This window comes from Streptomyces fumanus, assembly GCF_014655295.1.
Classification (GTDB): domain Bacteria; phylum Actinomycetota; class Actinomycetes; order Streptomycetales; family Streptomycetaceae; genus Streptomyces; species Streptomyces fumanus.
In genome coordinates, this window is the sequence record NZ_BNBI01000005.1 from 153,184 (window position 1) to 165,900 (window position 12,717).

The 12,717-nt window shown below is 74.5% G+C and carries 10 protein-coding genes and 1 pseudogene; 1 reads left to right on the forward strand and 10 read right to left on the reverse strand.

The annotated features are described in order from the left end of the window. Positions 1-30: 30 nt before the first annotated feature. The 5 genes and pseudogenes from IE316_RS12480 to IE316_RS12500 all read right to left on the reverse strand — a co-directional run bounded on the left by IE316_RS12480 (position 31) and on the right by IE316_RS12500 (position 5,740). Positions 31-1,407: an alpha-lytic protease prodomain-containing protein gene (locus IE316_RS12480; protein WP_190204634.1), complete on the reverse strand. Its 1,377-nt coding sequence runs from the start codon at positions 1,405-1,407 to the stop codon at positions 31-33. A 140-nt stretch (positions 1,408-1,547) separates the two neighbouring features. Then, complete coding sequence (locus tag IE316_RS12485; RefSeq protein WP_190204324.1) at positions 1,548-3,209, reverse strand: alkaline phosphatase D family protein; 1,662 nt, start codon at positions 3,207-3,209, stop codon at positions 1,548-1,550. Between the two features lie 205 nt (positions 3,210-3,414). Continuing rightward, complete coding sequence (locus tag IE316_RS12490; RefSeq protein WP_190204325.1) at positions 3,415-4,371, reverse strand: ABC-2 membrane transporter-related protein; 957 nt, start codon at positions 4,369-4,371, stop codon at positions 3,415-3,417. Between the two features lie 392 nt (positions 4,372-4,763). After that, positions 4,764-5,264: pseudogene (locus tag IE316_RS36390) on the reverse strand (ATP-binding cassette domain-containing protein); the annotation flags it as partial. Continuing rightward, on the reverse strand, positions 5,261-5,740 hold the full coding sequence (locus tag IE316_RS12500) for a GntR family transcriptional regulator (protein ID WP_190204327.1): 480 nt from the start codon (positions 5,738-5,740) through the stop codon (positions 5,261-5,263). The gene IE316_RS12500 and the pseudogene IE316_RS36390, both read right to left, overlap by 4 nt. 45 nt (positions 5,741-5,785) lie before the next feature. On the opposite strand from IE316_RS12500, the gene IE316_RS12505 reads away from it, so the two are divergent. After that, positions 5,786-7,534: a glycosyltransferase gene (locus tag IE316_RS12505; protein ID WP_190204328.1), complete on the forward strand. Its 1,749-nt coding sequence runs from the start codon at positions 5,786-5,788 to the stop codon at positions 7,532-7,534. Between the two features lie 51 nt (positions 7,535-7,585). Here the strand turns inward: IE316_RS12505 and IE316_RS12510 are convergent, their stop codons facing one another. The 5 genes from IE316_RS12510 to IE316_RS12530 form a co-directional block, all read right to left on the reverse strand. Further along, on the reverse strand, positions 7,586-8,896 hold the full coding sequence (locus IE316_RS12510; RefSeq protein ID WP_190204329.1) for an FtsX-like permease family protein: 1,311 nt from the start codon (positions 8,894-8,896) through the stop codon (positions 7,586-7,588). 3 nt (positions 8,897-8,899) lie between these two features. Beyond that, positions 8,900-9,685 (reverse strand): ABC transporter ATP-binding protein, encoded by a 786-nt coding sequence (locus tag IE316_RS12515; RefSeq protein WP_190204635.1) that lies wholly within the window; start codon positions 9,683-9,685, stop codon positions 8,900-8,902. Between the two features lie 126 nt (positions 9,686-9,811). Next, positions 9,812-10,459 carry a LutC/YkgG family protein gene (locus tag IE316_RS12520; protein ID WP_190204330.1) on the reverse strand — a complete coding sequence of 216 codons (648 nt, stop codon included), beginning with the start codon at positions 10,457-10,459 and terminating at the stop codon, positions 9,812-9,814. After that, positions 10,456-11,934: a LutB/LldF family L-lactate oxidation iron-sulfur protein gene (locus IE316_RS12525; protein ID WP_190204331.1), complete on the reverse strand. Its 1,479-nt coding sequence runs from the start codon at positions 11,932-11,934 to the stop codon at positions 10,456-10,458. The genes IE316_RS12520 and IE316_RS12525 overlap by 4 nt, the downstream gene beginning before the upstream one ends. Continuing rightward, the gene (locus IE316_RS12530; protein ID WP_190204332.1) at positions 11,931-12,686 is read right to left on the reverse strand and encodes a (Fe-S)-binding protein; all 756 of its coding nucleotides are present in this window, start codon (positions 12,684-12,686) and stop codon (positions 11,931-11,933) included. The genes IE316_RS12525 and IE316_RS12530 overlap by 4 nt, the downstream gene beginning before the upstream one ends. Positions 12,687-12,717 lie beyond the last annotated feature (31 nt).

Genomic DNA, 12,717 nt, shown 5'->3' on the forward strand with positions numbered 1-12,717 from the left:
CGGCCCGCACCGGAAAACGGGGTCAGCGGGTCACAGCCGCTGCCACAGCGCCGGAGTGCCCTCCGGCGACCAGGAGGGCTGCGCCTGGTGGTCCTGCAGACACTGGTAGCGCACGCCCGAGCGGGTCACCGTGGCACCCGCGTCGTAGACCCGGCCGGCCGACCAGGCGTCCGCCGCGCCCTGCTCCCCGGGGGCCGCCGGGGCGCTCTGCCCGGAGGACGTCTTCAAGGTCACGGCGAACTCCTTCAGCATCGGGTTGACCGGCTGGAAGAAGGTGGTCCCGCCGCTGGTGCAGTCACCCGAACCGCCCGAGGTCACCCCCTGCGCCTGCGCACCGGCCAGGTACGGGCCGCCCGAGTCACCGGGCTCGGCGCACACCGTGGTCTGCGTCAGGCCGTTCACCGTGCCCTCCGCGTAACTCACGCTGGTGTCGTGCTGCTCGATGGTGCCGCAGTGCCAGCCGGTGGTCGACCCGGACCGGCACACCGACGCCCCGACCAGCGCCTGCACCGAACCGGCCACCGCCACCTTCTGCTCCTTCTCGCCCTTGACGTCGGCGGTGGCGGTCCAGTCGGCGTTCACCTCCACCCACGACATGTCCTTCTCCGGGAAGGTGGACGCCTGGAAGGTGCCCTGCGCCGCCTTGTCCGAGCCGGTGGTCTTCGCCCCCGGCTTGCCGCAGTGACCGGCCGACACGAAGCCCTGCCGCTGCTCCTTGGTGACGGAGAAGCCGATCGAGCAGCGGGCCTTGTCGTCGATGTAGTACGCGTCACCGCCCACCACCTCCGCCAGCGGCCGGGGCCGGTCCGCCGACACCCGTACCCCCGCGTCCTGGGGCCGCACCCCCGCGCCGCGCAGGAACGCGGCGCCGGCCTGCTCGCTGGTGGCCTGGACGACGACCCGGTTCGACGGCACGTCGACGTACCACACCGGTGTCTCGGGGGTGGCCGCCCGCCGCGCGGCGGTGTCCAGCTTCTCCTTGACGGCCCGCAGCTCCGCCAGCGTCTTCTTCACCACCACCGCCTCCGCGCCCTGCGCCCGGATGGCGGCCACCTGCGAGGCGTCGGTGGTGGCGATGGTGAGCCGCGCCGAGGTGGTGCCGCTCACCCAGGCACCGGCGAAGCGCGGGCCCAGGGTGTTGCGCAACTGCCCGGCGCGGGTGCCCGCCTCGGCCTCGTTGACCAGCTTCGCCGACGCCTGCTCCGGCGTCAGTTGCAGGTCGCGCTGGAGGGCCCGCAGCACCTCGGCCGAGGGCCGGTCGGCGCCGAGGGTCTGCGCGGCGGTGGGCAGCGGCCCGGGCGCGGGCGGCGGCGCGGCCGACGCGGCCGCCGGAACGGCGGTCAGGACGAGCGCGCCGAGCGTGGTGAGGGCCGCGTGCGAGCCGCGCGTGGCATGTCTGCCGGCCATCATGCGATGTGCCTCCTTGGGTCGAGGGGAGAGACCTAGCCCTAGCCGGAACGCCCCGCCCTGATGCCCTGCCGGGGTGTCTTTCGCGCTTTGGGGGACGTCGACCGGTGCCAAGTGCAGTACGCGGGCACCGCGACGGCTCAGGCCGGCTTCATGCCCTGGTCGCCGACCTCGGTGACGAAGGAGGCGGCGGTGGTGAGGGGAGCGCCGGGCGTGGAGATGACCGAGACCGTCTTGAAGTCGATCCGGGCCGACTCGGTGCCGATCGTGACCCGGGCGAAGCCGCGCCGGCCGTCGTAGAACTTCATGTGCGGGTTGGCCTTCATCTGGGTCTCCCAACTGTCCGGCCGTTCCACGCCGTCCTTGCCGCTGGAGACCGAGGAGCAGGCCAGTTCGGTGCCGAGGGTCCTGGAGTCGGGGTTGTCGAAGTCGTCCTTGACGTCGAAGGCGTAGGCCACGTGCACGTCCCCGGTGAGGATCAGCCAGTTCTCCAGCCCGGCGGCCTTGGCACCGGCGACCACCCGGTTGCGGGAGGCCCGGTAGCCGTCCCAGGCGTCCATGGACAGCGGGGCGTCGGCGGTCAGCCCGAACCGGCGCTGGGAGAAGCACACCTGCTGCGCCGTCACGTTCCACAGCGCGTCGGACGCCTGCCAGCCGTCGAGCAGCCACTTCTCCTGCTCGGCCCCGGTCAGGGTGCGCGCCGGGTCGTCCGACTCGGGCCCGGGGGCGTGCGGCCGGTCGTCGTACGCCTGGTCGGAGCGGTACTGGCGGGTGTCCAGCACGTCGAACTGGGCGAGCGTGCCCCACTGCAGCCGCCGGTACAGCAGCGCGTCGGGGCCCTGCGGGAGTTGGGCGGAGCGCAGCGGCTGGTTCTCCCAGTAGGCCCGGTAGGCGGCGGCCCGCCGGAGCAGGAACTCCGACGGCGGCAGGTCGTTCTCGGGCACCGAACCGGCGTAGTTGTTCTCGGTCTCGTGGTCGTCCCAGGTGACGACGAACGGATGGGCGGCGTGCGCCGCCTGGAGGTCCTTGTCGCTCTTGTAGAGGGAGTACCGCAGCCGGTAGTCGGCGAGGGTCATGGTCTCCCGGTTGAACACCTCGGGCAGGGTGACGTCGGTGTAGCCGCGCTCGCCGCCCGCCGAGTTCACCGCGTACTCGTACAGGTAGTCGCCGAGGTGGAACACCACGTCGACGTCCTCCCGGGCGAGGTGCCGGTAGACGGTGTAGTAGCCGTCCTGGTACGCCTGGCAGGCGACGGCGCCCAGCTTCATCGTCGTCAGGTCCGCGTCGGCGGCGGGCGCGGTGCGGGTGCGTCCGGCGGGGCTGATGTAGCTCCCGGCCCGGAACCGGTAGTAGTACGTCACGCCCGGCGTCAGCCCCTGCACGTCGACGTGCACGCTGTGGCTGTACTCCGGGTACGCCAGCGCGGTGCCCCGGCGGACGACGAGGGCGAAGTACTCGTCCAGCGACACCTCCCACTGCACCGACACCCGTTCCTGGCCCATGCCGCCGTCCTCCTCGAACGGCTCGGGCGCCAGACGCGTCCACAGCAGCACCGACTCCGGCAGCGGATCGCCGGAGGCCACGCCGAGGGTGAACGGGTCGGCGGTGAGCCGGGCGGCGTCCATCTCGGCGGCCACGGCACCACGGGCCGGCAGGTTGGTGGAGAAGGCGAGCGCGGCGGCGGCCGCGGTGACGGTGAGGAAGCGCCGGCGGCCGAGGTGCCGGGCGGCGGCGCTCAGCACGGCGTCGTGCGGGGAGAAGGCATGCGCGGCCAGTGCTCTGGGACGGCCCAAAGGCGCCATCGGGGGTCCTCTCGTACGGGGCGGGCGGCGCGGGCGGTTCCGTGGCGAACGGCACGAGGAGCCGCCGCGCTGACGCCGGCCCGCGCACGCGGACCCTGCATGCTAAGCAGACAAAACCCCCAAAACTGGCCAAACTTGCGGAGCGGCCGGAGCGATCACACAGGAGGCGGTACGGGGGGCGCGCGCCCGGGACGCGCGCCGGGGCTCACACGCGGCGGCGCAGCAGCACGACCGTGGCGGCGGTGAGCACCAGGGCGAGGCCGCCGAGCAGGGCGGTGTCGTACCACTGGACGGTCCAGTAGTCACCGGCCGGGTTGGCCTCGTAGAAGCGGGCGACATAGCCGTGCCGGGCCATGCACTCCTTCAGCTCGGGGCCCGACGGATAGGGGCAGTTGAGCACCGGTTCGCGGCGGCCGGAGGCGGTGATCAGACCGTAGTTCCCGGTGGACCACTTGTCGCCCATGGGCGGCTTGGGCCGGGTGCCCTGGCTGACGTAGCGGTGCGGCGGGACCAGCAGCCGGGAGCGGTGCAGCCACTGCACCAGGAATGCCGTCGCCGCCGTCACCGACAGGGTCCAGGCCATCGCGGCGAGCACCCGGCGGGCCAGCAGCCCGGCGAGGGTGCCGACGGCCAGGCCGAACAGGGCGGCGGCGACCGTGGACGGTCCCGAGCCGCTCAGGGCGGTGGTCTCGTACCAGAACAGACCGTAGCTGCGGTCGGCGGCCGGCTCCCACCACCAGTGGAACAGCCAGGCAAGGGTCCCGGAGACGGCCACCGTGCCGAGCGCGGCCAGCGCCAGGCGGGAGGTGAACCACTGGGCGCGGCTGACGCCCTGGGCGAGGACCATGCGGTGGGTGCCCAGTTCGCGGTCGCGGCCCAGCAGCGGCGCGCCCCAGAACATGCCGATCAGAACGGGCAGCGCGATGTTGAGCGCCCCGAGCAGCTTCAGCGGCTCGATGTCCAGGAACATCGGCAGACCGTCGGACGGCCGGGTGCAGTACAGCGGGCCGGGTGCGCAGTGGTCGAACAGACCGCCGCGCAGGGCGTCCAGCATGCCGGAGCGGAAGTGCGCGGCGAGCGCGGCGGCGGCCACCAGGACCGCCGCGCCGCAGCCGACCAGTACCCGCTGCTGGCGCCAGGCCAGCCACAACGAGCCCTTCACGCCGCCTCCTTCAGGTCCCCGGCGAGCGCCTCGGCGCCGCGCAGATGGCCGAGCAGGATCTCCTCCAGGCCCGGGTGGGTCACATGCCAGTCCCCGTCCAGCGGGCCGCGCGGCCGGAGCAGGGCGGTGAGCTGCCGGCCGTGCGTCCGGCGGTGCACCACGTCGTGTCCGGCCAGCGCGGCCGCCCCGTCGGCGTGCCCGGTGACCAGCAGATGGTCCTCGCGGAGCGTGCCGGTGTCCTCGCTCAGCCCGACCCGGCCGTCCCGCAGGAGCAGCACCCAGTCGCAGGTCTCCTCCAGTTCGGGCAGGACGTGCGAGGACAGCACGATGCTCAGCTCCCGTTCGGCCGCCTCGGTCATCAGCGTGGCCATCACCTCGCCGCGCACCACCGGGTCGAGGTCCGCGAGGGGCTCGTCCAGCAGGAGCAGTTCGGGGCGCTTGCCGAGGGCGAGGGCGAGCGCCACGCGGGTGCGCTGCCCGGGGGAGAGTTCGCCGACGCGGGCGCCGGGGGCGATGCCGCCCTCGCGGACCACCCGCTCGGGCACGGCCGGGTCCCAGCGGGAGTTGAGCCGGGCGCCCATGCGCAGGGTGTCGGCGACGGTGAAGCGGGGGTAGAGCGGCTTGTCCTGGGTGACCAGCGCGACCCGGGACCGGGCCGAGGCCGTGCCCGGTACGGAGTCCAGCGCGCGGATCTCGCCCTCGGCGGGACGCAGCAGCCCGCCGGCCAGGTGCAGCAGCGTGCTCTTGCCCGCGCCGTTGCGCCCGACCAGCGCGGTGATCCGGCCCCTGGGCACCGTGAACCCGCAGTCCCGCAGGGCCCAGCCGCCACGCGCCCGGTACCGGAAGCCCAGCCCGGTCGCGCTCAGCGCGGCGGGCTCGTCTGGCCCGGTCATGCGTCCTCCTGTTGCTGTTGCTGCTGTTCTTGCTGTTCTTGCTGTTCTTGCTTGTGTTGCGGTCGTTGCTTCTGGGCGGTGTGTTCCTCGTCCGAGGCGTCCAGGGCCGCCGTCACCAACGCCAGCACGTCGTCCCGTTCCAGCCCGGCCGCGCGGGCCCGCTCGACCCACGCGGCGAGGTCCGCGCGCAGGGGCGAGTCGTCCTCCGCGCCGGGCCGCGCCAGCGACCGCGTCACGAAGGTGCCGAGACCGCGCCGCGAGGTGACCAGCCCCGCCTGCTCCAGATCGCGGTAGGCCCGGAACACGGTGTTGGGGTTGATGGCGGTGGCGGCGACGACCTCCCTGGCCGTCGGCAGCTTGTCCCCGACCCGCAGCACACCCATCCGCAGTGCCTGTTCGGTCTGCCGAACGATCTGCACATAGGCGGGGATGCCGCTCTGCCGGTCGATCCGGTACTCGACCACGTCACCTTCCATGCTTTCATTAATTCATTAGTACAAGCATGATCAGGGGGAGCGTGGATGTCAAACAGCCTGGCCGAGCCGGTCGAGACGGCACGTCCCGAGCCGGTCGAGACGGCTCGGGACGTGCCGCCGGAGCTTCCGCCGGAGGCACGGGGCCCCCGCCGCACCGCCCTGGCCGTCGCCGTCGCGCTCACCGCCGCCGCGTTCGCCCAGCAGGTCCTGCTGATCGCGGGCGGGGGAGGGCTGCTCCCCGGGTGGCAGCCGTGGCCGTTCCTGCTGGGCGCCGCCCCCGCCTGGTGGCTCGCCCGGCCGTCCGGGACCCCCCGTGCCGGCGCCGGGGCGGTGCGTCTGCTGCGCCGGGTGCCCGGACCGGCGTACGCGGCGGGCGTGCTGGTGACCGCCGCCGCCGTGTGGGCCGTCCTCCAGGACCACGAGCCGTACCTCGGCCACGAGGAGGCCGTCTACGCCAACCGGGCCCGCGCCTGGGCCGACGGCACGCCCGCCGCCGGCTGGGGCCCCTACCGCCCGGTCGGCCTCCCGGCGCTCGGCCGGCTGGCGCTGGCCGTGCACGACGGCGTCGGCGCGCTCCGCGCGGTGGCGCTGCTGCTGACCCTGTTCACCCTCGCCGTGACCTATCTGGCCGCCGCCCGCTGGACCACCCCGCGCCGGGGCGCCCTGGTGGCCCTGCTGGTCCTCGGCGGCCTCGGATTCCTGCGCCGGACACCGGAGTTCCTCAACGACATCGGCGCCACCGGTCTGCTGCTGCTCGTCGTCGCGCTGCTGGTCCGGGTCCAGGAACGGCCGCGCTCCCGCTGGGCGGCGCCCGGCGCGGCCCTCGTCGCGCTCGCCGCCTTCTACCTGCGCTACGGCAGCCTGGGCAACCTGCTGGCCATCGCCCTCGCCGCCCTGTTCGCCTACGGGCCGCGCGCCTGGTGCGTCCGGGGCCGCCGACTCGCCCTCGCCGCCGGGGTGTTCGCGGCCGGCCTGGTCCCGCACTTCGTGTACGCCGCCCAGGTCACCGGCTCCCCGCTCGGCCTGATCCGGTGGGCCACCGCCCAGGCCAACCGCGCCTACGTCGGCGACGGCCTCGTCTACTACGCGGCGATCCTGCCGTACCGGCTCGCCGGTGACCTGGGCGCGGTGGTCATGGCGGCCGGACTGCTCGCGGGCCTGGCCGCGGTACGGCGCCGCCGGGGCGGGGGAGCGGCGGACCCCGGGGACGCGCGCCGGGTGTTCCTCGCGGCGACGTCCGTGCTGGTCCTGGTCGTGCTCGGCCTGGTCACCGACGGCGAGCCCCGCTTCGTCTACCTGCCGGTGGTGCTGCTCACCCTGCTCGGCGTCGAGGCGCTGCCGCGCTCCGCCGGGCGGTGGGGCGGCCCGCTGCTGGCCGGGACCGGCGTGCTCGCCGCGCTGACCGTCCCCGGCACCGCCCAGGTGGTGGCGCACGGGGCGATGCCCGGCCCGACCGCGCAGGCCCGGTCCACGGTCCCGGTCGCCCAGCGGCTCGCCGCCACCGGCCGCCCCTGCCTGCTGGTCACCGGCTACGAACCGGAGGCCGGCTGGTACTCCAGTTGCGACGCGGTCACCTACGCCCAGTACCGCCGTGCGGCCCCGCCCCCGGGCACCACGGTCCACCTGGTCCTCTTCGCGCACGGCCGGCTCCAGCCCGGCCCGGCCGCACGCGCCGCCCTGGTCGCCGACCGCTCCGCCCGTACCCGTACGTTCCCCACCGGCGGGTCCCTGGGCACCGCCACGGTGATCACCCTGCCGCCCGAGCGGTGGGACACGCGTGCGGGGGACCACTGACCAGGTCCCCCGCACGCTCCCGTTCCCCGTGCTCTGCGGCTCCCGGGCCGGTCAGGCCGGCCGCGCCACCGCCCCCACCGCCGGTGTCCGCAGCACGTGGCGCGCCGTCGCCAGGCTCGTGCCCAGCGTCACCGCCGCGCCCACCGACGCCACCGCGGCCCAGGTGCCGAGGAACTGCCCCGGCAGCACCCCGTCGGCGCGGACCACCGTGAACGGCACCACCCCCGCCAGCGCCGCCAGCGTCCCGAAGAACACCCCCGTCACCGTCAGCAGCACAGCCTCCGCGCCGACCGTGCCGAGCACCTGGCCGGGCGTCGCCCCGGCGAGCCGCTGCTGCCCGAACTCCCGGGAGCGGTACGTGGTCGCCGCGTACAGCGAGTTGACCAGCATCACGCAGACGAAGACGGCGATGATCCCGACGACCGTCAGGTTCAGCGTCTCCAGGTTCTTGGCGTCGACCGACTTCACCCGGCCCGAGGCCGCGACCGCGTCGCTCTCCACGGCCTGCACGGTCAGCGTCGCCGTGGCCACCGCCGTGAACAGCGTCAGCGACATCAGCACCCCGGCGAGCTGCCCGGCCCGCTGCCGCAGATTGCGCACCGCGAGCCAGACACTGGCGCCGTCCAGGGGCAGTCGGCCCAGCAGCTTCGTCAGCAGCCCCGGCGCCAGCAGCGCGCAGCCCACCGACAGCAGGATCGCCCCGTACGCGGGCGGCGCCATCAGCGCCTCGGCCGTCGCGGAGAACCCGAACGTCGAGCAGGTGCTCGCCGCCCCCGCCGCCAGTGCCGCGTACGCCGGGAGCCGCCGCGCCCGCGCCCGCCGGGCCCCGGTCCGGTTCACCCGGCGCAGGGCGAGGAAGGCCGCGCCCGCCGCCGCGAGCAGCGTGCTGCCCACCCCGGACGACAGGGCGAGGGCACCGAAGACGTACTCCACGTCCCCGGCGACCTGGCCGCTGTCCTGGAACACCGTCAGCAGCACCCGGCCGCCGAGCAGCGCCGGGCCGATCGCCAGCAGCGCGCCGGCCAGCGCGACGGCGACCGCCTCGCCGACCACCATCCGCCGGAGCTGCCCCGGGGTCGCCCCCGAGCAGCGCAGCAGCTCCAGTTCGGCGGCCCGCTGCCGGACCGCGACCGTCAGCGCCGAGGCGACCGCGAAGAACACCAGCAGGGTGCCGTAGCCGCCGACCACACTCGCCGACGTGCCGAGGGTCTCCGCGCTCACCGGGTCGACGCCGGCCCCCGCCGCCGTGTCGTGCATCGCGGCGAACGTCATGACGACCGCCGCGCCGAGGAAGGCGGAGAGCAGCGTGGCGAGGAACCGTCCGGGCCGGTGCCGGACCGAGCGCAGGGCGAGGACGAACACGGCTCACACCCCCACCGCGGCGTCGTCACCCAGGTGCGCCAGCCTCTCGGCGACCGCGTCCGGCGTCGGTGCGTCCATCCGCCCCGCCAGCCGCCCGTCGGCGAGGAACACCACCGCGTCGGCGTACGACGCGGCGACCGGGTCGTGGGTCACCATCACCACGGTCCGCCCCTGCGAGCGCACCGCGTCCTGGAGCAGCCCCAGCACCTGCCGGGCGCTGCGGGTGTCCAGCGCGCCCGTCGGCTCGTCCGCGAAGATCACCCGGGGTTCGGCGACCAGGACCCGCGCGATCGCCACCCGCTGCCGCTGGCCGCCGGACAACTGGCCGGGGCGGTGGCCGAGCCGGTCGCCCAGCCCCACCGAGGCGAGCACCTCCCGGGTCCGCCGGCGGTCCACCCGCCGCCCGGCCAGCTTCAGCGGCAGCACGGTGTTCTGCGCCACCGTCAGCGTCTCCAGCAGGTTGTACTCCTGGAACACGAACCCCACCCGGCCGCGCCGGAACTTGGTCAGCTCCGTCTCGGTGCCGCCGGTCAGCTCGGTGCCGTCCACCCGGACGACCCCGCTGTCCGGCCGTTCCAGACCCGCCGCGCACCGCAGCAGCGTCGACTTGCCCGAGCCCGACGGTCCCATCACGGCGGTGAACGTGCCCCGGGCGAGGCCGAGCGTCACCCCGTCCAGCGCGGTGACCGCGTTCTCGGCGCTCCCGTAGGTCTTGCCGACCCCGGCCAGCCGCAGCGCCTCGGCGGCGGGTCCCGCGTCCTGGCCGTGTCGTGCGCCGGTGCGCACCATCGTCATCACCCTCCGTACGGCACGCCCTGTGCCTCACCACGACGCTACGGAGACGGCGGTGCGGGCACACGGGGCGCAGAACCCGTATCGCGGGGTGTACCCAGCACCACCCCGCCCGGGCGGCGGCTACCGGACCGTCACCAGCACCACCTCCAGGGTGCGCGGGCCGTGCACCCCCTCGACCCGGTCCAGCTCGATGTCGCTGGTCGCCGACGGGCCGGAGATCCAGGTCAGCGGGCGGGCCGGGTCGAGGCGTCCGAGCGCCTGCGGCACGGAGGCGACCACCTGACCAGGCACCCGGACGACACAGATGTGGTGGTCCGGCACGAGCGTGATGCGGCGGCGGCCCTGGTCGGGGGAGCCGTCCAGCACGATCGTGCCGGTCTCGGCGACGGCGACGGCGCAGCCGGTGACCACGCTGTCGACGCCGTCCAGGGCGCGCGGGGTGCCGTCCGCCGTGTCCGCGACCCGGGTGACCTCGGTCTCCGCGAGCCAGCCCGGGTCGAGGCCGGGCGGCACCACCACCGACGCCGACCCGTGCCGCCGCAGCAACCCGGCGATCAGCGACGGCAGTCCGGTGTCCGTGCAGCGGTGCACGAGCGCCCGGTAGTCCGCCAGGTTCTCCGCGAGCAGCTCCACCGTCTCCGCGACGCTCCGGCCGCCGTGCTCGCGCAGATACCCCCGGGGCACCGCCTGCTCGTACGGGACCTCCTCGCGCGGTACGTCGGCCAGCGCGCGCCGCACCCGGCCCAGCACCCGTTCCCTGCCGCTCACCTGTCCGTGTCCTTTCCACCCCGGGTCCGCTGCCACCAGTCGCGGAACGGCTCCGCCGGCACCGCCGGCAGGTCCCGGCTCGCGCTCCACGCCCGGCCCGGACCGGGCAGCGTGCGCGGATGGAAGCGCCGGGTCCGCGACGCCAGCCGCTGCCCCGCGCGCAGCGCGCCGGGGCGGGTGAACGCCCACCGCGCCGCCCGCATCGCGGCCCGCTCGGCGGCGTGGCCCTTGGCCGGGCGCAGGACGACCTTGTTGCCGTCCCGGGTCGCCGGACCGCCCCGCACCACGCGTTCCCGCAGGTGCACCAGCACCTCGGGGATGTCGATGGCGACCGGGCACACCTCGTAGCAGGCCCCGCAGAGCGAGGACGCGTACGGCAGCGAGGCGTCGATCTCGCTGCCCGTGCCCCGCAGTTGGGGGCTGAGGATCGCGCCGATCGGGCCCGGGTACACCGACCCGTAGGCGTGGCCGCCGGCCCGCTCGTACACCGGGCAGACGTTCAGGCAGGCCGAGCAGCGGATGCAGCGCAGGGCCTGGCGGCCGACCTCGTCGGCGAGGGTGTCGGTGCGGCCGTTGTCGAGCAGGACCAGGTGGAAGGCGCGCGGCCCGTCGCCGTCGGTGGTGCCGGTCCACATCGACGTGTACGGGTTCATGCGCTCGGCGGTCGAGGAGCGCGGCAGGGTCTGCAGGAACACCTCCAGGTCCCGCCAGGTCGGCACCACCTTCTCGATGCCGACGACCGAGATCAGCGTCTCGGGCAGGGTCAGGCACATCCGGCCGTTGCCCTCGGACTCCACGACGACCAGGGTGCCGGTCTCGGCGACCACGAAGTTGGCCCCGGAGATGCCCACCTTGGCCCGCAGGAACTTCTCCCGCAGGTGCAGCCGGGCCGCCTCCGCGAGTTCGGCGGGGCGGTCGGTCAGGCCCTCGGGCGCCGGGCGGCCCCAGGCGCCCATCTCACGGGCGAAGATGTCCCGGATCTCGCCCCGGTTGCGGTGGATGGCCGGGACCAGGATGTGCGAGGGCCGGTCCCGGCCCAACTGCACGATCAGCTCGGCCAGATCGGTTTCGTAGGCGCGGATGCCCTCCGCTTCGAGGGCCTCGTTCAGCCCGATCTCCTGGGTGGCCATCGACTTGACCTTGACGACCTCCGACTCGCCGGTCTCCTTGACCAGTTGGGCGACGATCGCGTTGGCCTCGTCGGCGTCGGCGGCCCAGTGCACGGTGCCGCCCGCCGCCGTCACCGCCTCCTCCACCTGCTCCAGATAGCGGTCGAGGTGGCGCAGGGTGTGGTCCTTGATGCGCCGGCCGGCCTCGCGCAGCTCCGCCCAGTCGGCCAGCTCCGCGACCGCCTGCGCCCGCTTGCCGCGGATGGTGCGGGTGGCGTGCCGCAGATTGCCGCGCAGGGTCGTATCGCGCACCGCCGTACGGGCCGCCCGGGGGAAGGCGGGCATGCCCACGAAGGTCCCGCTCATCCGGCCGCCTCCTCTTCCGTGCTCGCCAGGATCTCCGCGATGTGCACCGGCCGCATGTCCACCCGGAGCCGGCTCATGGTGCCGCCGATGTGCATCAGGCACGAGTTGTCGGCGGCGCACAGCACCCGCGCGCCCGTCGACTCGGCGTTGCGCACCTTGTCGGCGCCCATCGCCGCGGACACGTCGGCGTTCTTCACGGCGAAGGTGCCGCCGAACCCGCAGCACTCGTCCGCGCCCGGCAACTCCACCAGCTCAAGACCCTTCACGGCCCGCAGCAGCCGCAGCGGCCGCTCACCGAGCCCGAGGCTCCGCAGCCCGTGGCAGGTCGGGTGGTACGTCACCGTGTGCGGGTAGTACGCGCCGACGTCCGTCACCCCCAGCACGTCCACCAGGAACTCCGTCAGCTCGTACGTCTTCGGCACCACCGGCGCCAGCACCGCCGCGAGGGCGCTCCCGCGGCCCTCGGCCCGCGCCCGCTCACCCATCCGCGGATACAGCTCCCGCACCATCGCCCCGCAGGAGCCCGACGGCGTCACGATCGCCTCGTACTCCCCGAAGACATCGGAGAAATGCCGGGCCAGCGGCTCGGCCTCGTGCCGGTAGCCGGTGTTGTAGTGGGCCTGCCCGCAGCAGGTCTGGGCGGGCGGGAAGTCGACCTCGACGCCCAGCCTGGTCAGCAGCTTCACCACGGCACGGCCGGTGTCGGGATACAGCGTGTCGTTGACGCAGGTCAGGAACAGGGCGACACGCATCGCGGCTCCTTGTACTGGAAGAACATCGGAC

Bases quoted from the DNA above. Each gene is read 5' to 3' on its own strand.
- IE316_RS12480 (WP_190204634.1), bottom strand. From the start codon at position 1,407: ATGGCCGGCAGACATGCCACGCGCGGCTCGCACGCGGCCCTCACCACG.
- IE316_RS12485 (WP_190204324.1), bottom strand. From the start codon at position 3,209: ATGGCGCCTTTGGGCCGTCCCAGAGCACTGGCCGCGCATGCCTTCTCC.
- IE316_RS12500 (WP_190204327.1), bottom strand. From the start codon at position 5,740: ATGGAAGGTGACGTGGTCGAGTACCGGATCGACCGGCAGAGCGGCATC.
- IE316_RS12505 (WP_190204328.1), top strand. From the start codon at position 5,786: ATGTCAAACAGCCTGGCCGAGCCGGTCGAGACGGCACGTCCCGAGCCG.
- IE316_RS12515 (WP_190204635.1), bottom strand. From the start codon at position 9,685: ATGGTGCGCACCGGCGCACGACACGGCCAGGACGCGGGACCCGCCGCC.
- IE316_RS12525 (WP_190204331.1), bottom strand. From the start codon at position 11,934: ATGAGCGGGACCTTCGTGGGCATGCCCGCCTTCCCCCGGGCGGCCCGT.
- IE316_RS12530 (WP_190204332.1), bottom strand. From the start codon at position 12,686: ATGCGTGTCGCCCTGTTCCTGACCTGCGTCAACGACACGCTGTATCCC.